The 24251-nt window shown below is 42.6% G+C and carries 21 protein-coding genes; 11 read left to right on the top strand and 10 right to left on the bottom strand.

The features are described 5' to 3' along the window. Window positions 1–24: 24 nt before the first annotated feature. From ACFGVS_RS20420 to ACFGVS_RS20430, 3 genes are all read left to right on the top strand, one after another. A complete protein-coding gene (locus tag ACFGVS_RS20420; protein ID WP_439695375.1) occupies window positions 25–1437 on the top strand; it encodes a Shedu anti-phage system protein SduA domain-containing protein in 1413 nt (470 codons plus the stop codon). A 516-nt stretch (window positions 1438–1953) separates the two neighbouring features. Further along, window positions 1954–2490 (top strand): type II toxin-antitoxin system antitoxin SocA domain-containing protein, encoded by a 537-nt coding sequence (locus ACFGVS_RS20425; RefSeq protein ID WP_439695376.1) that lies wholly within the window; start codon window positions 1954–1956, stop codon window positions 2488–2490. Between the two features lie 7 nt (window positions 2491–2497). Continuing rightward, window positions 2498–4477: a hypothetical protein gene (locus ACFGVS_RS20430; RefSeq protein ID WP_439695377.1), complete on the top strand. Its 1980-nt coding sequence runs from the start codon at window positions 2498–2500 to the stop codon at window positions 4475–4477. Between the two features lie 556 nt (window positions 4478–5033). Here the strand turns inward: ACFGVS_RS20430 and ACFGVS_RS20435 are convergent. The 9 genes from ACFGVS_RS20435 to ACFGVS_RS20475 all read right to left on the bottom strand — a co-directional run bounded on the left by ACFGVS_RS20435 (window position 5034) and on the right by ACFGVS_RS20475 (window position 11934). After that, window positions 5034–5873, bottom strand: coding sequence for a nucleotidyl transferase AbiEii/AbiGii toxin family protein (locus ACFGVS_RS20435; protein WP_439695378.1), 840 nt, complete (start codon window positions 5871–5873; stop codon window positions 5034–5036). Continuing rightward, a complete protein-coding gene (locus tag ACFGVS_RS20440) occupies window positions 5854–6846 on the bottom strand; it encodes a type IV toxin-antitoxin system AbiEi family antitoxin (protein ID WP_439695379.1) in 993 nt (330 codons plus the stop codon). Before ACFGVS_RS20440 ends, ACFGVS_RS20435 begins: the two co-directional genes overlap by 20 nt. 49 nt (window positions 6847–6895) lie before the next feature. After that, entirely contained in the window at window positions 6896–7570 is a 675-nt protein-coding gene (locus tag ACFGVS_RS20445) for a nitroreductase family protein (RefSeq protein ID WP_439695380.1), read from the bottom strand. Continuing rightward, window positions 7563–8156: a 7-cyano-7-deazaguanine synthase gene (locus tag ACFGVS_RS20450; RefSeq protein WP_439695381.1), complete on the bottom strand. Its 594-nt coding sequence runs from the start codon at window positions 8154–8156 to the stop codon at window positions 7563–7565. Before ACFGVS_RS20450 ends, ACFGVS_RS20445 begins: the two co-directional genes overlap by 8 nt. Next, window positions 8149–9369 carry a PfkB family carbohydrate kinase gene (locus ACFGVS_RS20455; protein WP_439695382.1) on the bottom strand — a complete coding sequence of 407 codons (1221 nt, stop codon included), beginning with the start codon at window positions 9367–9369 and terminating at the stop codon, window positions 8149–8151. Before ACFGVS_RS20455 ends, ACFGVS_RS20450 begins: the two co-directional genes overlap by 8 nt. Then, entirely contained in the window at window positions 9366–9692 is a 327-nt protein-coding gene (locus ACFGVS_RS20460; protein ID WP_439695383.1) for a hypothetical protein, read from the bottom strand. Before ACFGVS_RS20460 ends, ACFGVS_RS20455 begins: the two co-directional genes overlap by 4 nt. Before the next feature lie 11 nt (window positions 9693–9703). Continuing rightward, window positions 9704–10525, bottom strand: coding sequence for an 8-oxoguanine DNA glycosylase (locus ACFGVS_RS20465; protein WP_439695384.1), 822 nt, complete (start codon window positions 10523–10525; stop codon window positions 9704–9706). 8 nt (window positions 10526–10533) lie between these two features. Then, complete coding sequence (locus tag ACFGVS_RS20470) at window positions 10534–11103, bottom strand: DUF6088 family protein (RefSeq protein WP_439695385.1); 570 nt, start codon at window positions 11101–11103, stop codon at window positions 10534–10536. A 234-nt stretch (window positions 11104–11337) separates the two neighbouring features. Next, on the bottom strand, window positions 11338–11934 hold the full coding sequence (locus tag ACFGVS_RS20475; RefSeq protein ID WP_439695386.1) for a site-specific integrase: 597 nt from the start codon (window positions 11932–11934) through the stop codon (window positions 11338–11340). A 275-nt stretch (window positions 11935–12209) separates the two neighbouring features. Between ACFGVS_RS20475 and ACFGVS_RS20480 the strand changes: the two genes are divergently transcribed. From ACFGVS_RS20480 to ACFGVS_RS20510, 7 genes are all read left to right on the top strand, one after another. Further along, window positions 12210–12617: a hypothetical protein gene (locus tag ACFGVS_RS20480; protein WP_439695387.1), complete on the top strand. Its 408-nt coding sequence runs from the start codon at window positions 12210–12212 to the stop codon at window positions 12615–12617. 1210 nt (window positions 12618–13827) lie between these two features. Continuing rightward, window positions 13828–15498: a vitamin K epoxide reductase family protein gene (locus ACFGVS_RS20485; protein ID WP_439695388.1), complete on the top strand. Its 1671-nt coding sequence runs from the start codon at window positions 13828–13830 to the stop codon at window positions 15496–15498. 74 nt (window positions 15499–15572) lie between these two features. Continuing rightward, window positions 15573–15836, top strand: coding sequence for a hypothetical protein (locus ACFGVS_RS20490; RefSeq protein WP_090651418.1), 264 nt, complete (start codon window positions 15573–15575; stop codon window positions 15834–15836). Between the two features lie 71 nt (window positions 15837–15907). Then, entirely contained in the window at window positions 15908–16168 is a 261-nt protein-coding gene (locus tag ACFGVS_RS20495; protein ID WP_143065487.1) for a hypothetical protein, read from the top strand. Window positions 16169–16618: 450 nt separating this feature from the next. Beyond that, complete coding sequence (locus ACFGVS_RS20500; protein ID WP_439695389.1) at window positions 16619–17734, top strand: TlpA family protein disulfide reductase; 1116 nt, start codon at window positions 16619–16621, stop codon at window positions 17732–17734. Between the two features lie 11 nt (window positions 17735–17745). Continuing rightward, complete coding sequence (locus ACFGVS_RS20505; RefSeq protein WP_439695390.1) at window positions 17746–19932, top strand: peptidase domain-containing ABC transporter; 2187 nt, start codon at window positions 17746–17748, stop codon at window positions 19930–19932. Between the two features lie 4 nt (window positions 19933–19936). Next, window positions 19937–21265, top strand: coding sequence for an HlyD family secretion protein (locus ACFGVS_RS20510; protein WP_439695391.1), 1329 nt, complete (start codon window positions 19937–19939; stop codon window positions 21263–21265). 392 nt (window positions 21266–21657) lie between these two features. On the opposite strand, the gene ACFGVS_RS20515 is transcribed toward ACFGVS_RS20510, so the two are convergent. Next, window positions 21658–23439 (bottom strand): AAA family ATPase, encoded by a 1782-nt coding sequence (locus ACFGVS_RS20515; RefSeq protein ID WP_439695392.1) that lies wholly within the window; start codon window positions 23437–23439, stop codon window positions 21658–21660. Between ACFGVS_RS20515 and ACFGVS_RS20520 the strand changes: the two genes are divergently transcribed. Beyond that, window positions 23438–24241: a universal stress protein gene (locus tag ACFGVS_RS20520; RefSeq protein WP_439695393.1), complete on the top strand. Its 804-nt coding sequence runs from the start codon at window positions 23438–23440 to the stop codon at window positions 24239–24241. The genes ACFGVS_RS20515 and ACFGVS_RS20520 overlap by 2 nt on opposite strands. Window positions 24242–24251: the final 10 nt, after the last annotated feature.

The raw sequence follows: 24251 nt of genomic DNA on the forward strand, positions 1-24251 counted from the left end.
AATTGACGTTCATTCCTAATACTTATGCAATTAAATGAATTTCAAACCAGTGCGCTGGAACAGATAAAGAAAGCTTACGACTCTTCGAGGACCTCCGCTTTATTGATCATGCCAGCTGGAACCGGAAAAACAACATTATCCAGGTTTATCATTGAAGATTTTGCTAAGGAATTTAATATAAAATCATTCGGATACTTTTCGGGTACCAAGATTTTGAAGCAAACCTTTGAATCTGTAATTGAGGAAAGCGTCCAATCAGACGATGTCGTTATCAAAGTATATACCTATCAGGAATTAAATGAACTGATCGATAACAAACTAATAAAAACCGATGAATTCGAGGTTCTAATTTTTGATGACGTTGATGAAGCTGGTTTTTATGTGGGTATGACGCAAAAAATTTATTCTTATTTCAGCGGTTTCAAAATTGGATTTTCACGTTCTACTTTAAATCATGAAACCAAAAGCGTCTTTAAAGTTGAAGAAGGAGGAATTATAATATTATACTCTCTTGATCAGGCTGTTAATGATGGCTATTTCTTTTCTTCGCAAGAGGCGTGGCACAGGCATTTCTTAGGGAATTTTAGAAATTATATCTCGCATATAGGTGTTGGCGTTGACTGGAATCAGGCTATTAAGCAACGGCTGCTAAAGGAAATAGATATTGTCAGCAGTGAAAATGATGAATATCTCAAGGTACAGAAAATACTACTTTCCGGTAAAATCAATACCGCTGAAATATTAGAAATGTCGCATCGCAAAGAACAGTTATTGGAATTCAATAGGCTACTCACCGATAAGGCGTATTTTGACAAGCAGATTGAAAGTGGTAAAGGGACGGAATCTGTCTGGCAAAAGTTTTTTGAGGACAACCCCTGGATATTCGGTTTTGGCCTCAATTATATATTTAACGCGCCTTTGTCCGGAAGGAAATTGGAACAAACCGTTGCGGGTTATAGTGTAGCCGGGCATGGTAAAAGAACAGATGCCCTTTTAAAGACCACGGGACTAATTCAAACTTTGTGTTTCGGTGAAATAAAAACACACCGGAAAAGTATACTTAAAGACACCCTAACACCGTACCGTTCCAGTTCCTGGGCTATATCAGATGAATTGGCCGGAGGCATTGCGCAGGTACAAAGGACGGTGCAGAAATCGTTGATGAATATTGCCGAGGCGCTATCGATGCCGGACGAGGATGGTTATAAATCGAAAAATCCGGTTTACCTGTATAAGCCAAAATCATTCCTTATTATTGGTTCGCTGGACGAATTCAGAAATGAAAATGGAGATATCCACGAAGATAAATTCAGCTCATTTGAATTGTTTCGCAGGTCTGTAAATGACGTTGAGATCATCACTTTTGACGAACTGTACGAAAGAGCAGATGCTATTGTCAATAAGAAATGGAATATTGACATCACGGACAATAAGTAGATATTTATCACTACTAGAGATTCCTCCATTTCAACACCGCCCACCTTTGGCTATTAAACATCATAGCCATGCAAGTATCGAAAGACCCCAACATTAAAGGCCGTAAATATAACGGCCATCCGCACCATCCAATCCCAATCCACAATATTCATGTAAGTAGCGTCTGATTAAGTGTATTGATTACAGGGACCCAAGGGAAATACCGCCCATTTTATGTGACCATAATTAACCCAAACAATACGAGCCCGCAAGGCACGAGCCTCTTTTGCCGGGAACGCGGATGATGATTAAATCTATAGCGATCAGTAAAGAAGCTTTCGAGCTAGGTAATACACTATGTTGGACAGTTTACGCCGATAACGCCGAACCAAAGACCTTAAAGGTTGCGTTTTCCTCAATTTAGCCATTCGATTTCTTTATAGTTTATGAACAATATTTGCGTTTTGTTTATAACTTTAATCTCTCAATGCCCTTACAATACGGTTACTTTACTGTTGAATTGCTAAAACCTGACTTATGAGTGTACAAACCAAGCTAGCAGCCTTTGATTATGTCGTCTTCAGATTAAGTGAATGGTACACAGAGAAAAATGGTCAATGGCAAAATAACGACCTTTCGCGTTTGAAAGTAACGAAATTGCTTTTTTTCGTAACCGCCGTTAGTTCAACCTCCGATAATCCAGGTTTGCTTAATGTATTTGATAACTTTGCAGCAATGCCCTACGGCCATGTGGAAAGTGAAATACAGGACCACATGCATGAATCTCTTAATTACGATATTTCCAAGAGTAGCGTCTCGTTCAAGGAGGGTGTTGCGAACTACCAGCCCGATGCTTTTGTAGACGCTAATACCAGACTTTTAATTGAGCAAGCTGTGGCTAAAATGAAATTAATTAATAATGATCTAATCAACTATAATGCTTTCAAATTAGTTGATCTTAGCCATAGGTGGCAATCATGGAAAACTATCTTTTCTTTGGCTAAACGCAACGGTAAATTTTCGATGCCAATCCCCAAGCAAATGATTATGATCGAGCCCAAAATTTTAAAGTAGTTCTTAAATGGGGCATTTAGATACTGCTTTCAACGACCTACATAATACTTTACCAGTTAACTGGATAAATTCCTTTGCCATAACTGTAACAGATGATGATGTAACTCTACAAGAAAATGTGATTAATGCGGAAGTCGCGGTCACGGTAATTTTGGACACTGCAGCAAATATATTTTTTGAGGAATTAAATTTGTCTATTATCGCAGGAGAGTATGTAACTGATATAGATGGCTACCGGACTAAATTAATCGCTATTGAGGATTATATAAATGATCAGGCTGATTTCGAAATTCTTGGTTACCCACAAATTACATCTGTAAGCCAGGAAACTTTTAAAAGTTCTTTTTTTCATCCAGTAAAGCATAGCCTAAATAGTTATAAGCTATTGCTGAATTTTGTTGAAAAACACTTGGTATATAAACCAAACACAAGCACGATTTTCCATCTGATCAAGAACGACAATAAAGATAGCAGGGATACGAACAGTGCGGCGAAGGAAATGGGGGCATTGTTTCAGCTTAATATTACCTTGGCACAAATTGATCATAGCTTGTCTTTTGACCAAACATATTTTAAAAAATTACTTTTTGTTCAGAAGTCGCTCCGGGAACTAAGTACATCTACGCCTACGTCGGAAATACTGATGAAAAAGTGTGGGTTTCTGTTATATAAAATCTCATTTAGGCTACAACAATCGCAGCAAAATTATCTTTACGCGATTGATTTTAATTATACACAGGTCGAGCCGAGCGAAATTCCTGAGTTTCAAGAATACAATGATATTATCAAGGGTCATTATGATGATGGCATGAATCCGATATATTTCAACCAACGACTAGATGCCGCTCTAATAAAATTTGAAGAGGCACCTACCACACTTGATTTGGACAATTATCATTGTTTAATTAAGTATTTTAAAGACGTTAAAAAAGATATTAAGAAACTTGAGAAACTCAAAGAATATTATGAGACCTTTTATGAAAGAGAGAGAGCAAGCGCTAATTTATTTGATAAGAAAGCCTATGATATATCCTACTGTTACCTTGAAAACAACATATTTTCACTGGAGTTAGATCAAAAAAAAATCACATTATCTAACTGGAACCACAAACTTAACGAATATACGGACAGGGCTGAAAACTTTAAAAACAGGAACTTTTTTCCTTATTATAAAATTGTTAAAGAATTTCTTAGAAAGGAAATTCCGCAGCAATTTAAACTGAAAGATTACCAGTTGAATGTCATCAGAGGCTTGATAGACGAGTATAAAATAAATCTCACGAAACTGATTGAAAACGTTGGGATATGTGAAGAAACAGATTACCTGCCTTTTCAAAAGAACTATGATAGTTGCAAGGTGACTTTCCCTGACAGCTCGGGTACAAACAGGGTATGTTTTATTTCGTCATCATTTTCGCTTCCTCTAAATTATAAGGAACTGAAAGAGGAACTTGAGATTTATAAGGCGGAACTTAATCAGTTTAACGCAATGTTTGAAATACAGCAACTTATCGACGTTGACCGAAAGGACATTAAGACCGTTAAGCAAGAAATTGAAAGAACAGATAAACGACATATCGAGATACTCTCCATTTTTGCTGCTCTTGTAATGTTCGTTTCAAACGAAATACAAATTTTTTCGAAGGTGCCTAATATGGTGGATGCAGTTGCTTACACACTTTTTTTTGCTTTTGGATTAGGCCTCTTTGTTCTAATGATTTGGTTTATCACCCGGCCCGAAGGAGTGAAATTGGATTCATTGACGTTTATGCATTGGTTTGTTGTGATATTATTTTCTATTGGATTGATTTCAGCCGTAACTTACGTCTACACGTCCAAATTCCCAAACAAGGGTCAGCAACAGGAATTAAGCAGGATGGATTTCAAAATTGATTCATTGAAACGGAGTAAGACGATCGACACGCTCCTCTCTCATCAAGGAGCTAAAACTGATTCTTTAAAAAAGGCAATTAAAACACCGAAATGATGAAGGCTTTTCTATATGTTTTAGCGTGCCCTATTAGGAGGGGTGAGGTAATATAGTACTGCCTTCAAAATGATTAAACTGTTGCGAGCTGTAAAAATTAAAGTAGCCCAGCAGGTTCAAGTCTAGCAAAAGAGCCAGCATCTAGGCTGGCTCTTTTTAATTTTTGGTTCATTTTAGGCCATCCAACGGAGGGTACAAATTATCTTCTAAATCTGCTGCATTGTGCAAATCACGTATAAAAGAGTTCGAGTTTTGTAGTATAGGGACCAGGGCGATAACAAATTTTACGTTGTGCTATTCAACGTTGATGATAAACTATAGATAACTATTTATTATATACTCAACAGCACTAATGCAATAATCAATACCCGCCTGCATATCTGCCATGAAAAAATTCAAGGGCTGTAAGAGCCAGATAGTTTGGCAGGATTGCCTGTTTATCTTGTGCGTATGCCGCATATCGCAGTGTGAACAAGTGATAACCGCTAACGTTAGCTCACCCGGGTTCCATAGTGATGAAAAGGGTCAATAAAACATTAAATTGATGGAAGTGTGATTAGGCTGTTAACTCGAAATTTAAAATTCTTATTAATTTATATCTCAAGATTTTTTTGTCTTTCTGATTATGCGCATACATTTCATCGATTTCCATGTCTGTAAAACCATCTTTTAGTTTTTTTAAAATGGCCTGAATTCTATCTGCAAGTTGTTTACTTTCATTTACAATGGGACGCATTTGGCGTCCTAACATTTTCGCTGCCGATAATACCGGCACGAATTCTTCATCAATCAGGTCGTCATAATTGCCATTGAAAAATTCATCCCCTGCTATTTCGAAATAATTCTCTGCGATATAGTAAAAGTCACCCATATCTTTTGGAAACCTCTCAGGCTTGTCATTCCCGGATAAAAGTTTTAGAACACACAAGCCGGGTAAATTGCATACTTTAAAGTCCTGATCTGGTTGCTGTATCACCGAGGCATGGTTTAATACCTCAGTGTTTCCAAATACCGATAATTCAGTTGGTGGGTTACCATTTAGGTACACGACGTTGTTTTTTTCTATACCCCCGAAAGGTATTAAATCAACGATGTGTTTTTCGCTGGAATATAAGCGGTACGGTTCTTCATCCCGGTAGAATCGTTCAGTTGAAACTAAATATTCTTTTAGTTCTTCAAATTGTTCTTGATCATTGATGTAAACAGAAAAATCTACATCTACTGTGGCACGCCTTTCAGGTAGGTAATCTAAATGGTTTAGCCATATATCCCGTGCATACGCGCCTATTAGGTAATAATCAATATTGAACTTTTTAAATGCGCGTTCTAAGGCATCGAATGTGGTCTTCATTTCGCCGTTCCGCAACACCTCAAAATTAATCTTCAAGTAGTCCATTATACAGCATTTTGGCAGTTTCAATATTTCTTGGGTCACCTGAATTGATCAGATCGGCATAAACAAGTATAGGTGGGACGGTATCGGTAGCGATACTAAACTTCCAAAATTTCCTGTAAATGCCTAAATGTCCCTTTTCATCAGGTACCAAACGATACTTTTTGATCAACTGTGGTTTTGTTTCCAGCGTATACAACATTAATCTTCCGGGTTTCAGATAACCTGTAAGCAAATTTGCCGCAGGTTCACCTCCCCATTGTGTTTCTATGTTGTTTAGCGGGATCTTTTCCCAATCTTTATCCGCGCCGCTAAGCTGGCGAAAGTTTCCTATAAACAAGGCAGGTTTAAGTTTTTGTTCATAAGCCTGAATCCACTCATCCAGTAACTCTTTTTTCCTGGTAAGTTTGAGCTCCTTTTTATTGAGTTTTAACAGGTATCCCTGATCTTTTAAACTATTAATAATTTTGTTTATATTTCCTAAGGCGGTGCCGTAATCTTCCGCCATTTGGCGATAAGTTACTTCCAGATACCGTTCATCATTTAGAAAATGAAAGATTAATAGTAAACCCGTTTTTGTAAAGGCGCTGTCTTTACTTACGCTAACAGGCGCTTCAGTTTTAAAACCCTCAACTAAATATACCCATTCGTTTTTTGCGATATAGCAGTTCCCATGAATGTCTATATAGTTGACACCCATTTTGCGTAGTTGTTCACGAATTTTAGGGAATATGGTTTCAGCTATGATAATAACATCCGGAAAAGTCTCCTTTGTTTCTGAAAAGCCTACCAGGTGTGTAGTTTTGATTTCTTTCTTTACGATTGCCGGGAACGTGTTTTTATTCAGCTTATTCTTTAGTTCCAGGTTACCATCAATTGTTTTATCTTTGAGCTTAGCAAACCATCGCCCCTTCAGGTCGGTCTTTTCTTCCAGTGCCTGAATAGCCTTATAAATGATTTGTTCCTCTATGTTCATTTTTTATCGATGTTCACTTATTCGTGAACACTAATATAAAGTGAACAAATTACAATTGCAAATTATTACCAATAATAATTCCACCACAACTAATTATCGCAGCGTCAGCAAATAGCTTATTAATAAATGGATCAGCCAGTGTACCAAATGGGCAGCTGCCTAAATTCATAGCTGTAGCAGTCATTTGCAAAATTTGCAATAACGCGCCGGCATCCCGCCAAACCAGGCTGGCCGGATTATCATATTTTGCCGAAGTCCGGTTAACATGCGCGATAAGCCAGATAACTGTGCCTTTACCTACTGGAATATTATCATTGATATGCGTAACAAAATCAGTAAACAAATCTTCATTTAATTTCAGATTATTAAGGGAGTGTTCAAAAGGGTTATAATACTGAAAAACTGGATTTTCAGAAGGATTGATGATCAGCAAATCGATGGGGTGACGCGCTCCTGCAGAGGGCGATGGCCTATGTGATAAAATATACCCATTGTCCTGATAATGGGTATCAATGACCTTAGCAGCATACCAAAGCAGATCACTTAATTGAGAAGCCGATAAGTCACTTAGATTTTTCTCTGAAGTGCGTAGTCTGGTTAATTCAAAAAAATCGCTTACATAATTATGAGACGGTTTCGGTAATCGCTCAATATAAGAGATGGGATAAGCGAACGACGAAACGAAATCTTCAGCAGATTTTGGCGTTGGATTAATATCAGGCATGCTGTTCCAGTTCAAAAATAGTTTGCCTATATTTATTGCAACCACGGCAATTGCTACAGGGCACGTTGCTCTTATGACAGGAATGCGCCCAGTACAATAAGCTGTTAGGTATCCCTGACTTTTTCACCAATTCTACTGATGAAAAACCAATTGCCGGACTGGTAATTTGAATATTTCCCTCCTGAAAAACCATCAGATCATTTATGAGCTTATAAAATTCAGCAGTGCCATCTTTATGAAAACCATCTGACCTCACAGAAGCCGTCATTAATTCAGTTACTCCTAATGTTATCGCTTTCATACAAGCCAGGGTAATCAGAAGCTGATTACGATAAGGCCACCATTCACTGGAAGGCGCAGCATTGATAGATTCTTTATTCAATAAATCACCACTTCCCAAACTACTGCAGTCAACTGTAATAATATGATGCGTAATATTTAATTCTTTTGCAACCACTTTACTTGCTCTGATCTCAGCTTTAGAAGGTTGTTGGCCATAATCCAGCGTAATGGCGATTTCCGGCCTCAACCAATAAGCCAAAGCAACTGAATCAATACCACCGGATAATAAAATTGCTTTACTCATTTTCTTTTTCAGCCAGGAGCCACAGGCATTTATATAAGGCCGTAGTCATATCAGATTCAATCAGGCACATGGTACCCGCCAGCATAACCAAAGCTGCTGGCGGCTCACTTTCCACATAAGCGATGACAGGTATATTCATCTTTTTCGCATATCCAATTTCAAATAAAGTTCCAGAATCCAGACCATCCACTACCGCAAAAACTATCTTGCATTCTTCCAGTCCATCAATGTCTTTTTGAGCTACGCCATCCTGCACAGTACCTTCACCAACATCATGCATAGGCGAAAAGACATTCAGCCCAAGTCCTTTTAAACCATAATATAATTCGTTGATCAACCATTTTTCCGACAGATCGAAAAATGGCCCAGCTAAATATACTTTTCCTTTAGGGAAATCTTTGATCTTGAGCGGCTGAATAGACTCCGCTACCTTAGCTGGTTTGAACCTGAAATTATGAGAGTTGCAATAAAGCGCTGTCATAAAAGACGCCTTTTCTGCGGCTTCATGAGGGCTTAAGCCTGCTGACATCCAATGGTAGCCAAACATGGCTACAAACACGTCTCCTGAACCTATGGGCCATACAGATTGCGTTTTGTATACAGGAATAATGGTCTCATGGCCGTCAGCGGTAAAAACTTTAGCACCTTTAGGCCCCATTTTTAAGACCAAAACCGAAACTTTCTCCTCCTCGAAAAAGTGCTTTTTAATAACTTCTTCATCGTAAGTTCCTACAATCAAAAATGCTTCCTGGCGGTTAATCACCATAGCCAGTTCTTCTGCTTCTGATTTAGTTTCACTAAAAGGCATGGGCCTGACCGGCGACTGCGGGTCATAGACGACCTTCTTGCCTTTTACACGTGCATTTCCCTCCATCATCCCATAATAAATGATGTGCTCCGCTTCAACACTAAAGTCTTCGGCTTTAACAATAAGATCGGGTCGAGGCGAAATGATCGGTTTTCGCATCGGGTGGTCATAATAAAACCCGATGATTTGTTCACTTTTATGTGTAATAAGTGACATTTTCAGGTAATTGCCTAAGACCTCCAAGTTTGATTTTTCAAAATCAGGTATGTAGGTATGAAAAGTTATATTAATATCGGCGTCAAGATTACGGATCGCGTGGCAACCTCTAAGGCCTGATCCGTATTTTTCCAGAAAATGAGGGTGAAAACACCGCTCATTATATGTGCCACCTATAATTGTTATCATCTATTATCGCAATAGATTGATACCTGGCAATCCCCACCATTTATGCTTAACACCTTAGCAAGGTATTCGTAACCTTCCGTAATGCAATTGATTAATAAAGCAGGATTTGACGATAAAATAGCTCCAGCTACCAGTCCATCCATTGTTACCGCCTGTAGCGGCCCAGTCGCGCTTGACAACTTGATATTTAGTATGTCACCAACACCGAGATCTTCAATTACATCAGGATCAGGTGATGCTAACTGCGTTTTTAATACAATATCGGCACAGTTTTGCCGGGTGGCACCGGTGTCGAATGAGTAACTGCTGGAGCTTCCGGACATATTAGATAAGTTTAAGTTATTGAAGATAAAATATTTAGTGCTAATTTATTATTCTTTTTCATATAACTCCAAATAATTGCATCCATATCAGATGGCCTGACTTCAAGAAACTGGCAGAATGTTAAATATTTTTTCTCCAAGTCATAATATTCGGTGACAATATTAAAATTGCGGCTGAAAAAACCTGTGATTACCCCTGCTCTCAAAATATGTACATCCAGGATAGCAACCCGCTCGCTTCTCAGCCAGTTCCTGGTAATCCAGGATGCTGTTTTAGGCCCGATCCCTTTTAATGTAATTAACCAGGCTCTCAAGCTCAAATCATCAAGCTCGGCCAAAGCATCTAAATCGCTCCTGTTCAAAAATTGATAGATGTATTTGGCTTTTTGATTGGCAAAACGATATTTTACAAACCTGTTCTCGCTTAACTGGAATGGCGTTGTCAACGCTTTGGATATTTCCGTAAAAGAAACGTCCCTGCGTATTAAATTTTCATTTTTAAATCTGCTAAAAGCAATCATTCCCATCTCCGAAGGGATGCCATAACCACCTAAAATACACAGCAAAATTTCTTCGATCAGGCTACTACTGATCTGGTGGGCGTTATTTTCAACAGAGAATGAATTTAATATATACTGAAGTTTCCAGAACGCGGGGGTGTACAACTGATAGCAATACCCCCATTTGAGGCCAGGCAGCACCTCGTGATCTTCTTTTGGAAAGCGCGCGATCACCGAATGCAGGTCTTTCCAAAGATCTGTTTCATCTACTACATTGTTGCTTGTACTAGCCTGCCAAGGTAGTGTAAGTTGATGATTTGTTTGTAATCTCATATCCCTCGTTATTTAAGTTTTAGCATTAAATTATAAATCCAGGCCGGAGCCTTTTTGATGTCATCCATTATCTTTTTTGCATCTTCATTTTGAAGCGCTTTTTTAATTTTGACTTCCAATTCCGTAGTAATCTTGTCCTTACCTACTTCTTCCAAAGCCTGGATGATCAGGCTGCTTATCGGACCTTTCATACTTAACTTTTTGGGTGTCGTTGACTTAAACACAATGGTATGGTCGTTGATAGATATTTTCCTCGGCTCACCATCGGTCACATAGGTCAGAACAGCCGGCTTATCGCTCTCAAAGCCCAAGTGATATAGTGCGTAATTACCGGCAGGCCTTATTCTAATATTCTCCCGTTCGGCGATAGCATCAGCTATGAACTCTGGTGCCGGAACGGCTTCCTGTTTTTTTGACAATCGCCCCGGCTTTAAGTATATACCATGGGACAGCCTTGTTAAGTGCCCCTGTTTGGCTATTCTTGAAAGGCTCATCTTAATAGCTGAATCAGTTCCAATTCCCCTGAAATCTGTTGGAAACAAGACTTTACCCCTTTTTATGTGGCTGATTTGTTCCATAATGAGTTGGTGAATTGACATCGATAATTGTTACAAAAATATCTAAAAAGGTAACACTATTTGTATATTATTTATTTTATTTTCAGTTGGTTATAATAAGAAGGATTTAAAGTGCCAGGCTTTGACATTTCATTCGACTTAGGCTTTTTGCTGCCTAATCGTTTCCGAATGCAAAAAATATCATTGAAAATTCTTGCAAAAAATAAGATTGTATCACAATGTGATAGACCATTGTCAATTTTGAAAGTCTGTTAAATACAAGATTTGTCCGCTATATTTTGCCTTAATTTTCTGCATGTCTAAATGAACTTTGGTGTCGGTAACGCGTGCATAATGTTGAGTAGAGCGAATGTTTTTATGTCCTAACATTTGTCCGACGGTTTCCATGGGAACACCATTAGTCAGCGTAACTGTTGTCGCAAATGTATGCCGGGCGCAGTGATAAGTGAGCCGTTTTGTAATACCCAGTTGTTTTGAAATGTCCTTAAGATTAGCATTGGCTTTTTGATTACTAATATTAGGAAATAGCCTGTCTTTTGGCGTACGAGGGTGTTTCCTGTAATGTTCTAGAAGAGCTTTGGCCGGTGGAAGAAGCGGCACACGCACACGGTTATTCTTTTTAACACGATGAGTTTGAATCCAGGTTTCACCATTATCCACAACCTGATCATCGATGCTCAACTTTACAGTATCCGCATAGGATAAACCAGTGTAGCAGCTAAATAAGAATATATCGCGAACTAAGCCTAGCTTTTTAGGAAATCGTTTTAAAGCTAAACGGGACAACTCTTCTCCGGTTAGATAATCACGATGAACCTCGGTCGATTTCATTCGATGAGCAATAAATGGATCTCGCGAAAGCCAACCGAAGTCGATTAGACCGGTTTTTAAATGCTTGTGGTAACTCAAAATCAAAGGCGCAAAAACTATATATAATAAACCTTAGGGTATCCCAGGAAGCGTACCCGCTTTTAAACCTTTTTGAGATTTTCCTAAGAAATGCAGTCAACGAGAAAGTCTCAGCTTATTTCACAGATACTGACTGGATAGTTAATCAGAAAAGCCGGTTTATGAGTAATCCTTCATTAGCCCCATCCCGGTATCAAATGCGAAATTCTGTTCAAAAGGCAGAAAATACCATAATAGCGAAGGGGGCGGTAGTAACCTCGGGTAAGGTAATTGCCGAACAGACATTTGGTTTTTGGACCAGCCTGTTTGAAAATCACCATTTCAGATTAGTAGGTGGTGCTCCATTAAACAGTTTTCCGCTAAAGCCAGCCGCTGTTAACCGTAGCGTTATGGCAACCAAACTGAATGAGATTAGGCTGTTTAGAAACCGTGTTTACCACAACGAACCGATATGCTTTCTAAATAATAGGATTGATTTTGCTCATGTTCAAAGAATAATCCAAACGATTTACGATTTACTAAGCTGGATAGAACCAAACCTGGTAACATACGTGAATTATTTTGATAATATCAATAGCAAAATTGCTGCGGGAATGACTCTTTAAGTGGTCTGTTTTATATATTTAACAGTTTCGAGTTTTTTTAGTTGCGGTTTTGCCCTTGAAGACATAACAAGTTCAAAAGAAACACATAGCTTTAAAGGTTATCAATAACGATCAAATTATAATTTATCAAATCCCCAATGGCGAAACCGCAATTGACGTTCAATTGCACGATGAATCCGGCTCTCCCTTAAATCAACTAACAATATTATTTAAACGGGACAAGTTTTCTATTCCCAGACACTTAAAAATATATTCCTCGAAGGAGAATTAGAACGAATTTTAGTTGTTGCAAAAAATGCTAAAACTGCCAATGATGGAAAAACTTATGAGGTATAATATTTCAATATAGATGTACACAAGCATCTAACCATCAGGGGTGAAGGTATAATTCCGTTCTTATAAAAATCTTTTACGAATGGCATTGTTTTTCCTTGTGGACAAAGTAAGCTTTCGATTAAAGCCCTTAAAGCAGGAGTCAAACTCCATCTCCGTCGAACTGCCGAGGATTGCTCGGTAGTTCGACAGTCGGGAACCGGAGGTTATTAATGTAGATATTCCGAAGCCATTGATCACCAGAAATGGAAAAAAGCATCATCAGCAATAGTCAAGCTCAATTTTGCAGAACCCTATATTTTACGGCTTGAGATTGGGGATTTTACTAAAAATGAGGAGGCTACCACGGACATGCGGTAAAACCGACCACAAAAGAAAAAGTGGACAAACACATTATCCGCCACGGGTAAGCCTATTCCAGTAGATTTTATTTCACCCTGAAAAAAAGGTAATCTTCCGAGCCGGAGCGACAAAGAAATGCAAAAATAAAAGATATCCGAGGTCATTTTTTAAACACCAGAATCCATCAAAATGTACTGCATGCTTGTTTCCTATATCATATTTGTATAATAGTTAAAAAGCAAAGAAAATAAACACAATTACATGAAAATTAATTCTTAATAAGAATAGATATTTGATATGTTTTTACAATTAACACAAAATTGTTACAAATAATATTTCTTTAATGGAAATCATGTGTATAATTTTAGGAAATTATTCTCTACGGAGTTAATTAACGTACCTAATACTTTAAAACAAATGAAACTATATTTACCAGAACGACACGCTCTCTCTTGAATTTCATCTTGACTTTTTCAAGGACCTAACCTTTCACCTAGCCTGCAAGCTATTCACTGGTCTTTCAATTAGAATTCTGATGATAAATTTGCTGAACAGGCTTTTAGAGCCTAAAATGAACGGGCCTGAGATCGCCCATTTATTCGCGACCTTGCTAAAGGTGGATATTTCGAACACGACGCTTGCTATAGAGATTGAAAATCACCCAGACTACCCCAGCCTGCTGAGTATCAGCGACGTCCTGAAGCAGATCGGCATAGATAATATCGGGCTTAGGATCGATGCTAAAAGGTTTTCAGAGATGCCGGTGCCGCTGATCGCCCAGATCAAAGGAAAACAGACCGGAGAAGATTTCTTTACCGTGGTCAGGGAGGTCAAAGAAACACAGGTGGATTTTTTTGACCCGGAAAACCATAAATGGAAAGCTATTCCGAAAGATCTTTTCCTGGAACGATCCTCAGGTGTAGTATTGCTGGCGGAAGCCTCAGCAGGAGCTGGCGAAAAAGATTATAAGATTAAGATAAAACAGGAGCGGCAAAAGAAGACCGGGGCTTTCCTGGCCGCCTTGGCCATTCCTGCATTGGTCGTGCTCAGCGGGGTTATCGCGTTGGCGCAGGACAGGAACGCCATTTTCCCTTTTTTATTCTCACTGTTGACGGTCTGCGGGGGTATCATCGGCGGTTTGCTGCTGTTATACGAACTGGACCAGCACAACCCTATCCTGCAACAAATTTGCTCCTCCGGAAAAAAGGTGAACTGCAGTTCCGTCCTGCAGTCAAAAGCTTCAAAAGTCATGGGACTTAGCTGGAGCATTATCGGCTTTACCTATTTCACCGGAATGCTCCTCCTCCTGTTGTCCGAAGGGATGACTAGCCCAAGAGTCCTATTCGTTTTGGCCTGGCTGAACACCGCGGCGCTGCCTTACATTTTGTTTTCGGTTTATTATCAATGGCGAATCGCCAAAAACTGGTGTATATTGTGTCTTTGCGTCCTGTTCACTTTAGGGATGCAGTTCCTTGTCGTAGCAACGCAAAACTGGTATGGCAGCATATCCCCGGACATGTTGAACTTAACCCTAGTCATGAAGATCCTGGTTTGTTTTGCATTCCCGCTCTTAGCTGTGAAATTGATCATGCCGGCGCTTGAAGGGGCCAAAGAAGGAAAATACTTTAGAACAGAACTGCAAAAGCTGAAAAATGACAAGCTTGTCCTCGGGGCCTTGCTGAAAAAGCAAAAACAGGTCATCGCTGACCCCAGGGGCCTGGGAATTACGATCGGCAACCCAGAGGCCCCTTATAAGATAATCAAGGTCTGCAATCCATACTGCGGCCCTTGCGGAAGGGCGCATAAGGTCATCGAGGAATTCGTTGAACACAATCCCAACCTGCAGGTACAAATTATTTTCACCGCTACGACTTCAGATCTTGACCACAAAAAGCCACCCGTAAAACATCTTCTGGCGATCGCGCAGCGAAAAGACCCCGCCATGACCAGGAAAGCCCTTGATGACTGGTACCTCGCACCTGAAAAAGATTACGGGGCATTCGCGGCCAGGTATCCCATGAACGGCGAACTCCAGCAGCAGGAAGCCAGGATCGCGGGGATGTTTGCATGGTGCCGGGCGATGAAGATCGAATCGACCCCGACATTTTTTATTTCCTCAGCCGGAGAAGACTCTGCCTTTTCCAGGTTCCATCAGCTGCCGCCTGCTTACTCGATCGCTGACCTCAGGTATTTCTATCACGCTTAAGCAATAAGATCGTGCCTTGAAGTCGCCGGGCCTGATAATAGGCGGCCATCATTTACTTAAATTTTTATTATTTTATGAAAAAGTCAGAACTGGGATCGCTTTCCTACGCTGGTTCGGAAATGCTGTCCAGGGAGCAAATGAAAAATGTATTAGGTGGCTACGTGCAGCCCCCCAATGACGGCATTAAATGCAATTTCGGAACTTCTGCCGGCTGTGGGGTACTCGATGACTTCGACGGTTGCAGTGATTCCTCAAACCTGGATTCGTGTCAGGACGAGGCCGATGCAGCTTGCGAAAAATACGATTGCTGCTATGACGCGGCCTGCAAGTATGCTTAAAACCTTAAAAAAAGCCGCGGACGTCGTGGCGCTTAAACAATCAATTCTTAACATTATTCGAGTTATTAATCATGAGAAATTCAACATTAAATTTATGGGCTTCAGGGGAGTCGGAGTTGCTTACACGGGATCAAATGAAAAATGTATTTGGTGGTTATGTGCAACCGCCTGACAATGTACAGTGCAATTTTTATTCGACAGGCACCGGATCATGCGCAGCCGCAGATGATATGCCTTCTAACTGCGGTGACCTTGATGCCTGCCAGGATAAGGCGGATTCCATCTGCGAGAAATATGATTGCTGTGATGATTCTACCTGCAAATATGCTTAATTAAGCGCCTGACCAGCCCGGTGGACCATAGGTCCGCCGGGTTTTTACAGGTACGCCAGTTCAAAACATCCTATTTTAAATTTCATGCGCCAATTCATTATCGCGTTCATTTTCTGCCTCATCTTTCAGCTCCGGGGCCTGTCCCAATCCAGGTTCAGGGTAAGCTATCAATTCGACGGAACCCAAAAAAGGGGCTTATATTTCCAGTTGCTCAGGCCACTGAGCAACAATCCGGGAGAGCACCTTCCCGCTTTCCCCCTGCTATCCATCGATACAGGGATAACGAACGCCATAACCTGTGTTTTCGCCGTCAGGGATACCTCGATCTGTTTGTTCGCGGATGGGTTTGGACACGAATCATTCATTATACCGGGTGACCAACTGACGATCAGGGTCAAAAAGATGCCGAAAGCAGGGACGCGCGGGGCTGACAAGCTCAATGGGAAATTCATGAGCCCTTTTTTCTACGAATTTGACTACCAGGGCCCCAATAAAAATATTTACGCACTTTTCGACTCGCTGACCTACCATACCGGCGGCTTGTTCGCAGGTGGAGATATTGGCTTCAAAGAAGTCGGGCACGATGTAAAAGTGTTCTTTGATACCGTTACCAATCAATACCAGGCCAGGCTGAAATACCTGGATTACTATGCCCGCAAGTACAAACTTCCGAAGACCATACACCAACTGGCCTTTATGGAAATCAAAGCCGATTACGTCGGCAATTTGCTCGAACCGATGCAGAATATCGTAAAAGACCTTGATTTCCAAGACTACCCCAGGGGCTATATCGATAGTTTGAACAATATAAATTTCAATGATCCCCGTTCATTCTTCCGCTCGAGAGAGTTCGCGCTTAAAGCCTATTATTATGTGCTGTTGTACCAAAACCGTCCGCGGCTCAGCAGCAGGCTGGATGATGAAGAAACCTTCAGAAGGGTTTTCCGGACGATCAATAAACATTACGATAACAAACAGATACAGGAACGGCTTTTAGCGACTTTACTCATTAACAATCACAAGCACCCTTTCAGCTCATTTGATTCCGTACTTAATGTTTACCATGAGCGTTACCCGTCATCGGTCTACAGGAAAAATATTGACTCACTGTACTTCAACTACAAATCAAGGCCGCGGGGAACAGTAGCGGACGTGCTTGCGGGCCAGCTCGTCGACCCCGCCGGGAACAAAGCGACCTTATCAGACCAGGTAGGTGAAGGGCCGACGGTCATCGATTGCTGGGCCTCCTGGTGCGTACCCTGCCTGCAACAGTTCCCTTTCTCCGAGGAACTGGAAAAGAAATACGCCGGGAAAGTGAAGTTCCTGTACCTATCCTTTGACCGGGAACCTTCAAAGTGGAGAATGAAATCGCAAACCCTCGGTCTGAAGAATTCCTTCCTCCTACCGGACGATTTCAAATCAAGCCTCGCGAACTATTTTGAGATCACCGCGATACCGCGCTACATCATCATCAACAATAAAAATGAAGTGGTATCGCCGGAGGCCCCGAGACCTTCGAATAAGGCCGCCCTCGAAAAAATATTAAACAAATTGCTTAAAAACTAGTCCCGCATCTCATGGCCTTCACCTTTTATCGCCAACTCAATGTCATGGACTGTGGGCCGACCTGCCTCCGGATGGTATCTAAATATTACGGCAAACATTACAGTGCCGATACCTTAAGGCAAAAAGCAGGTTACAGCAAACAGGGCGTTTCCCTTTTAGGCATCAGCGAAACTGCGGAACGGATCGGCTTCCGTACCAGGGGTCTGCAGATCAGTTTTGAAAAGCTGCTTGCGGCGCCGCTGCCGGCTATCCTGCACTGGGACCAGAACCATTTTGTGGTCCTCGTCTCCGCGGGCAAAAAACAAATTCGGATCGCTGATCCCGGAAAAGGCATAGTCACCTATGACAAACAGGAATTCCTGCATTTCTGGCTGTCGAACGGATCGGCCGAAAAAGGAGCTACAGGGACCCTTCTGCTCCTGGAACCAACCAGCGACTTTTACAAGAACGAAGGCGAGGAACAACAAAAACTGGGCTGGGGCATCATTCTTCAATATTTCCGCCAAACCAGGCCCCAGCTGATCAGCATATCCGTTTCGATCATTGTCGGTTCCATCTTACAACTGATATTCCCCTTTCTGACCCAAAGCATCGTCGATACCGGCATCAACACCCATAATTTATCGTTCATTACGGTCATTCTCTGCGCCCAGCTTATGCTGACCTTCAGCACGACCGTCATCGGTTTTATCAGAAGCAGGTTACAATTACGTGTCTCCAATGTCATCAACATATCGATCCTCTCAGATTTCTGGATCAAACTGACCCGCCTGCCACTATCATATTTCGACCTGCACCAGACCGGTGACACCCTGCAACGCCTGGAAGACAATAAACAGGTTCAATCCTTCCTGACCGGCCAAACACTGACCACCGTATTCTCTTTGTTCAGCTTCGTTGTCTACGCCGCTGTACTGGTATTATACAGCGTCCAGCTATTTCTGGTATTTCTGGTCGGGAACCTCGCTTATTTCGGCTGGATCAGGATCTTCATGGGTATCCGCCGGAAAATAAACTATGAAACCTTCCGGCTTTCCTCGAAAGAGAACAATTCAACACTTGAACTGATCCAGGGGATGCAGGAGATCAGGCTGAACAACGCGGAGAAACAGAAACGATGGCGCTGGGAAAATATCCAGGCCAATGTCTTCCGCTTAAATTTCAGGAGCCTCAATTTCAGCCAATGGCAATCCGCCGGCGGCTTGTTCATATCCCAAACCAAAGACATCGTGATCACGTACATGGTCGCCCAGATGGTCGTTAAGGGTGAGCTCACCTTAGGTACCATGCTGGCCATCCAGTATATTATCGGGCAGCTCAACAGCCCTGTCAGCCAGTTCATCTCGCTTTCCCAGAACCTCCAGGATGCCAAAATAAGCATGGAACGCCTGAACGAGATCCATGAGCTGTCGAGCGAGGAACCCGATAACAAGGTATTCTCCCAGCTCCTGCCCGCGGACAAATCCCTCTACTTTAAGGACCTGTCATTTTCCTACCCGGGTGCTGGTAACGAACCCGTTCTGAGGAACATCAACCTGGAGATTTCGCAACAACAGGTCACTGCGATCGTTGGCACCAGCGGCAGCGGTAAAACCACGCTTCTAAAGATACTGCTCCGGATATATGACCTCTACCATGGTGAATTGAAAGTCGGGGACACCCATCTGAAACAGATCAGCCATTCTTTCTGGCGGAGCAAATGCGGAGCTGTTTTACAGGATGGCTATATTTTTAACGACACGATCGCCAATAATATCGCCGTCGGGGACGATCATATAGACCAGGACAGGTTGATCCAAAGCTGTTCCATAGCCAACCTGTTAAGCTTCATCGAGTCGCTCCCTAACGGGCTGAATACCAGGCTGGGTGCCGAAGGTATCGGTATCAGCCAGGGGCAGCGGCAGCGCCTGCTGATCGCGCGCGCGGTATACAAACAACCGCAATTCCTGTTTTTCGATGAAGCTACGAATGCCCTCGACGCCAATAACGAGAAAGCCATCGTCCGCCAACTCGATCATTTTTTCAAGGACAGGACCGTGATCGTCGTCGCCCATCGCTTAAGCACCGTCAGGAATGCCGATAAAATAGTTGTACTGCATGAAGGCAGGATCGTAGAAGAGGGTACGCACCAGGAGTTGACCGACCTCCAAGGGCATTATTATGAACTAGTCAAAAACCAGTTGGAATTAGGTAGTTAAACGCATGAACGATACCATTGAAAAAACCGTCGCCTCACAGAAAAGGGACCTCTCTAAAACCATCCTGCAGCGCTCAGAACTGGCCCAGGAACTGATCACCACCAAATCCGGCCTGCTGGAGCGCATGGCCATCTATATCTTTATCGGTGTCCTGGCAATTGTGGTGCTGGCAGCCTGGCTGATCAAATATCCGGATACCATCATTGTAAAATCAAAACTGACCAGTCAGAACGCGCCTAAAGAACTCCTGGCCAGACAGGACGGCCGCCTGGTCAGGTTATTCGTACGAAACGGCCAATCACTTAAACAACACCAGGTGATTGGCTGGCTTGAAAGTACAGCCAGTCATTCAGAAGTTATCGACCTCTCCGCGAAAATAGAAAGCTGTACCCGGTTGCTGGACATGAACCGGATGGCGGAGGCCTCAGCTCAATTCAGCACCACTTATGGTCAGCTCGGAGAAATTCAGCAAACGTACCAGCAGTTTATGAACTCGGTTCAACAATTTAATGATTACATGGTGAATGGATTCTACGACCGAAAGAAGCGGAGCCTGGAAGATGATATCCTCGCGTTAGATAGCGCCAGCCGGACTATCAGGTTCAAAAGGACTTTAACAGAGCAAGACTTACGATTGGCCAATGAATCTTTCGACATGAATAGAAAACTCTATAAGGAGAAAGTAATCACTACGGAAGAGTACCGAAGCCAGAACAGTAAACTGATCAGCAAACAAATATCGATTCCTGAATTAGATGCTGCGGTACTGGCCAACTTAACTTCGAAACGTGAGAAACAAAAAGACCTTGATCAGCTCGACCATGATTTCGCACAGGAAAAAGAACTTTTTGTTCAAAACCTCCAATCCTTAAAAAGCCGGGTCGACGACTGGCTGCTCAAATATGTGCTAAGTTCTCCTACCAGCGGACAGGTATTTTTCACACTTCCCCTGCAGGAGAACCAATATCTTCGCGGAGGAACTGTCTTAGGTTATGTAAGTCCCAATGAAGGGTCGCTGTATGCTGAGGTTTACCTGCCGCAGAACAACTTTGGGAAGATCGACACGGGCAAAGACGTTGAACTTCGCTTTGACGCCTACCCTTACCAGGAAACAGGCTATGTTGCAGGCAAACTTGATTTCATTTCAAGCATTCCTTCAGACAGCGGTTTCCTGGCGAGCGTGCGCCTGACCAAAGGGCTGCTTACCAACAGCCGACACATCATTCCGTTTAAAACCGGACTCACCGGACAAGCTGTCATCATCACCCGGAATATGCGATTGGGTAGCCGGCTTTACTATACGATATTAAAATCCACGTCAGCAAATAAATAAATCCTTTAGTAACCAACCGGGTTACTCATATATAGAAGATGTAAATCAGAAAACCGCGCCTGACCGGGAGAGAAATTTCCAATAAAGGAGAATTTTCCGTCTCTGATATTTCAGACATGACCTTCACTCTTCCGAGCACGACTGCTTCTAGACACAATACTCAGATTCACAACTATCTATTTTGAATTCATAGCGGGGTTTAAACACTTCCATTTGAAGCTTTGAAAAACTGCCCGGTTAGTCATGATAATGTTCAGTTATCCTTCATTCGAGGTTTATTGCTAGCGATGGCAAAACTCATCCAGGGGGCGCGCGAGGATTTTTTTGTTTTTCGAGGTTGACTTGAGTATAGATTTGCGTGACTTACATAAATCAAATATCTTGGACCTATCTTATTCCAACAGGCTCTTTTGATTATGCAAACTGATAAAGCGGTACAGGTCCGTGGTGATGGCTTGGACGACCGGGTTTACCGACAGCATTTCCCAGGTGATCGTTTTATCCCTTACCCCGGCGATCAGGAATGCCGCCAGCATATTTTTATAGCCTGTGGTCAGCGTTCCGCCGGTTTTGGCCTCCACTTTACGGTTGACCTGGTGTTTGGCGAATTCCCGGCTGAGGAATTTACCTAGCTTCGTCTTCGCGTAGGAATTTTTACAGATTTTATCACTTATTACAGGATCGATGCTCAGCCGGTCTTTTAAGAACATAGCGAGGACTGCCGGCGGCAACAGGTTCTCGATTTCCGGGTATTCCGTTTCGTGGTAAACGAAGGTCCTGGCCTTTTCAAGTTTTTTATAATACTGGTGCTTCTTATTCTTATTGGCGTCCGTATCGCTGATGAGGAATATTTTATTGCTGGTAAAATAAGCCCGGATGCCCTCATCCATCGCCGGCGCCGCGGTGGTATCCCCGAACAGGTAATGGGTGAGGTTGCTGCCGCCGTATTCGATAAAGGTATAATTCAGGCCCTCTATGGGTTGAAAGGCCTGCCCGTTTAAATAAGCGCTGAGGAAGGCCCGGAAATAAAGGCGGTCGGTCACCCCTTCGACCCATACCGAACAGTTGCTGATGAGCGTCGAAGTATTTAATACCCCCAGTAATTCCAGCGTGGCCGATTCGGAACCTTTGAATGGCATGATGTCCGAGGAATTCTGGTCCCTGGCTTTCATGACATAGATCTCCGCGTTCTCTGAGCCGCCCAGCAGTACCTCTGACAGCATATGATTGGAGTGTGAATTGATAAAGAATTTTAGGTTTTTTCTTTTCAGCACCTCATTCTCCAGCAGCGTCCGGATAAACAGGTTCTGAAAACCGGGGTGCAGGTTGAGCTCCGGCTCATCAATAAATATCCAGGAATTATTTTTGGCGGTGAACACGGGGAAGAGCAAGTTGATCACCGCCTGCACACCGTCCCCCAGGTCCTGTATTGGCATATCGTTCCTTTCCCCGGGCAGGTCCACGCGTATCTCCTGGTTGTCTACGCCGGCGCCTTGGTAAGCGGTGATATGCAGCTCCTGGTCCCTGAAAAAGCTCTTGCCGATAAATTGCTCGAACAGCTTAAAGTTGTCCCGCTGCTCGCGGGAGCCGTTCTTTTCCTTTTTGATCGCCTCATAGAACTGCAGGCCGGTAAAGATCTGTTCGCCTTCCTTGCTCAGCTTCCCCTTAAAATACTGGGCGTGTACGGTTTCCTTAAATACATCCTCGTAAAGCTTCGTGCCGTTCTTGGTCAGCAGGCTTCGCGAAGTGCGCAGCACTGGGATGTAGGCGATGGCCGTGGTGGAGAGGTCAAATTCCAAATTTCCTAAGTAATCCAGGTAATCCTTGGCTTTTTTAAAGATCTCCCGTGGTACGGTCGTATCGGTATCCAGTTGCCCGTCCCTTAACACGAATTTGAACTTCCGCAGGCTCAGTTCCTGCCAATCATTATGCGCAAAGAATTGCTGCCATTCCGCAAGGCTCCGGCGTACGTCGTACAGGTGATAGATCAGGTCGGTGACCAGCCGGGCCTCCTTTAGTTTTTCCAGAAAGGAAGATACCTGGTCATTGGTTCGGATGCCGAGCAGCGTTTCGTTAAAGTTTTGCAGAAAGTCGACCAAGTCCTGGAAACTAAAGGTTGGCGGGTTCACCGATTTTTCGGCAAATGCAACCTGTGCGGCAGAAGTCGGGCTCATGCTCAGCGGGAAATTACATACTGACCTGTTGTTGTTCCATACTTATATTGATTACGCCACGATGGGGGCGTACGGCGGCGGCGGATGGATCGTGGACGAGTTCACCGAACGCAAAAAACACAGCAAACAGGGTTTGGAGCTGCTGACGGAAGGCCTGGAATCACTGAGCAATGAATTGGAGCCGGGTGACTATAAACCGGTTATCTCGTTTGATTTGAACGACTGCAACCTGGAAATGGCTGTCGCCGATCTCTTACGTCAAAACAATGTCGAACTGATCGTGATGGGGGCGCGTTCCCATGATAAGGAAGAAGCCTTATATGGCGACGACACCAATTCCATCGTAAACCATGCTACCTGCCCGGTACTTATTGTTCCTTCCAAAACCGACCTGGAACAAATACGAAAGGTGATCTTCGCGACTGACTTTGACCAGGCAGACTTTAAAGCGATCCATTACCTGGCAAAACTGGGCAGGCTTTTTCATTACCAACTGGAAATTATTCATGTGATTAACCCTGCTTCGAAAGAAGCCGTCAAAAGTACCCAGGGTACTGCCTTTAAGGAACAGCTGATGCAGTTCAAATACCAGGGTTTAACCTACCATGAAGTGGGCGGAAAGGATGTGATCAGCAGGTTAAACGGTTTAAGTACGGAAACCGGCACCGGCTTGTTAGCCTTATTCCATCACCAGCGACCTTGGCTCATCCGTTTATTCGCACATAGCGAAACAAAAAGAGCCCTTGCTAAACAAAAAATGCCGCTGCTGATCTTTCCGTCCGGCATGGTCGATTTCAATTAAAACCCTGTAT

The organism is Mucilaginibacter sediminis (assembly GCF_051903035.1).
GTDB lineage: Bacteria > Bacteroidota > Bacteroidia > Sphingobacteriales > Sphingobacteriaceae > Mucilaginibacter.

Excerpts from the sequence above, each read along its gene's own strand:
- ACFGVS_RS20465 (WP_439695384.1), bottom strand. The coding sequence starts at position 10,525 with ATGAGATTACAAACAAATCATCAACTTACACTACCTTGGCAGGCTAGT.
- ACFGVS_RS20505 (WP_439695390.1), top strand. The coding sequence starts at position 17,746 with ATGGCCTTCACCTTTTATCGCCAACTCAATGTCATGGACTGTGGGCCG.
- ACFGVS_RS20480 (WP_439695387.1), top strand. The coding sequence starts at position 12,210 with ATGCGAAATTCTGTTCAAAAGGCAGAAAATACCATAATAGCGAAGGGG.
- ACFGVS_RS20485 (WP_439695388.1), top strand. The coding sequence starts at position 13,828 with ATGATAAATTTGCTGAACAGGCTTTTAGAGCCTAAAATGAACGGGCCT.
- ACFGVS_RS20515 (WP_439695392.1), bottom strand. The coding sequence starts at position 23,439 with ATGAGCCCGACTTCTGCCGCACAGGTTGCATTTGCCGAAAAATCGGTG.
- ACFGVS_RS20455 (WP_439695382.1), bottom strand. The coding sequence starts at position 9,369 with ATGATAACAATTATAGGTGGCACATATAATGAGCGGTGTTTTCACCCT.
- ACFGVS_RS20495 (WP_143065487.1), top strand. The coding sequence starts at position 15,908 with ATGAGAAATTCAACATTAAATTTATGGGCTTCAGGGGAGTCGGAGTTG.
- ACFGVS_RS20425 (WP_439695376.1), top strand. The coding sequence starts at position 1,954 with ATGAGTGTACAAACCAAGCTAGCAGCCTTTGATTATGTCGTCTTCAGA.
- ACFGVS_RS20520 (WP_439695393.1), top strand. The coding sequence starts at position 23,438 with ATGCTCAGCGGGAAATTACATACTGACCTGTTGTTGTTCCATACTTAT.
- ACFGVS_RS20420 (WP_439695375.1), top strand. The coding sequence starts at position 25 with ATGCAATTAAATGAATTTCAAACCAGTGCGCTGGAACAGATAAAGAAA.
- ACFGVS_RS20430 (WP_439695377.1), top strand. The coding sequence starts at position 2,498 with ATGGGGCATTTAGATACTGCTTTCAACGACCTACATAATACTTTACCA.
- ACFGVS_RS20510 (WP_439695391.1), top strand. The coding sequence starts at position 19,937 with ATGAACGATACCATTGAAAAAACCGTCGCCTCACAGAAAAGGGACCTC.
- ACFGVS_RS20475 (WP_439695386.1), bottom strand. The coding sequence starts at position 11,934 with ATGAAATCGACCGAGGTTCATCGTGATTATCTAACCGGAGAAGAGTTG.
- ACFGVS_RS20435 (WP_439695378.1), bottom strand. The coding sequence starts at position 5,873 with ATGGACTACTTGAAGATTAATTTTGAGGTGTTGCGGAACGGCGAAATG.
- ACFGVS_RS20440 (WP_439695379.1), bottom strand. The coding sequence starts at position 6,846 with ATGAACATAGAGGAACAAATCATTTATAAGGCTATTCAGGCACTGGAA.
- ACFGVS_RS20450 (WP_439695381.1), bottom strand. The coding sequence starts at position 8,156 with ATGAGTAAAGCAATTTTATTATCCGGTGGTATTGATTCAGTTGCTTTG.
- ACFGVS_RS20500 (WP_439695389.1), top strand. The coding sequence starts at position 16,619 with ATGAGCCCTTTTTTCTACGAATTTGACTACCAGGGCCCCAATAAAAAT.
- ACFGVS_RS20470 (WP_439695385.1), bottom strand. The coding sequence starts at position 11,103 with ATGGAACAAATCAGCCACATAAAAAGGGGTAAAGTCTTGTTTCCAACA.
- ACFGVS_RS20460 (WP_439695383.1), bottom strand. The coding sequence starts at position 9,692 with ATGTCCGGAAGCTCCAGCAGTTACTCATTCGACACCGGTGCCACCCGG.
- ACFGVS_RS20445 (WP_439695380.1), bottom strand. The coding sequence starts at position 7,570 with ATGCCTGATATTAATCCAACGCCAAAATCTGCTGAAGATTTCGTTTCG.
- ACFGVS_RS20490 (WP_090651418.1), top strand. The coding sequence starts at position 15,573 with ATGAAAAAGTCAGAACTGGGATCGCTTTCCTACGCTGGTTCGGAAATG.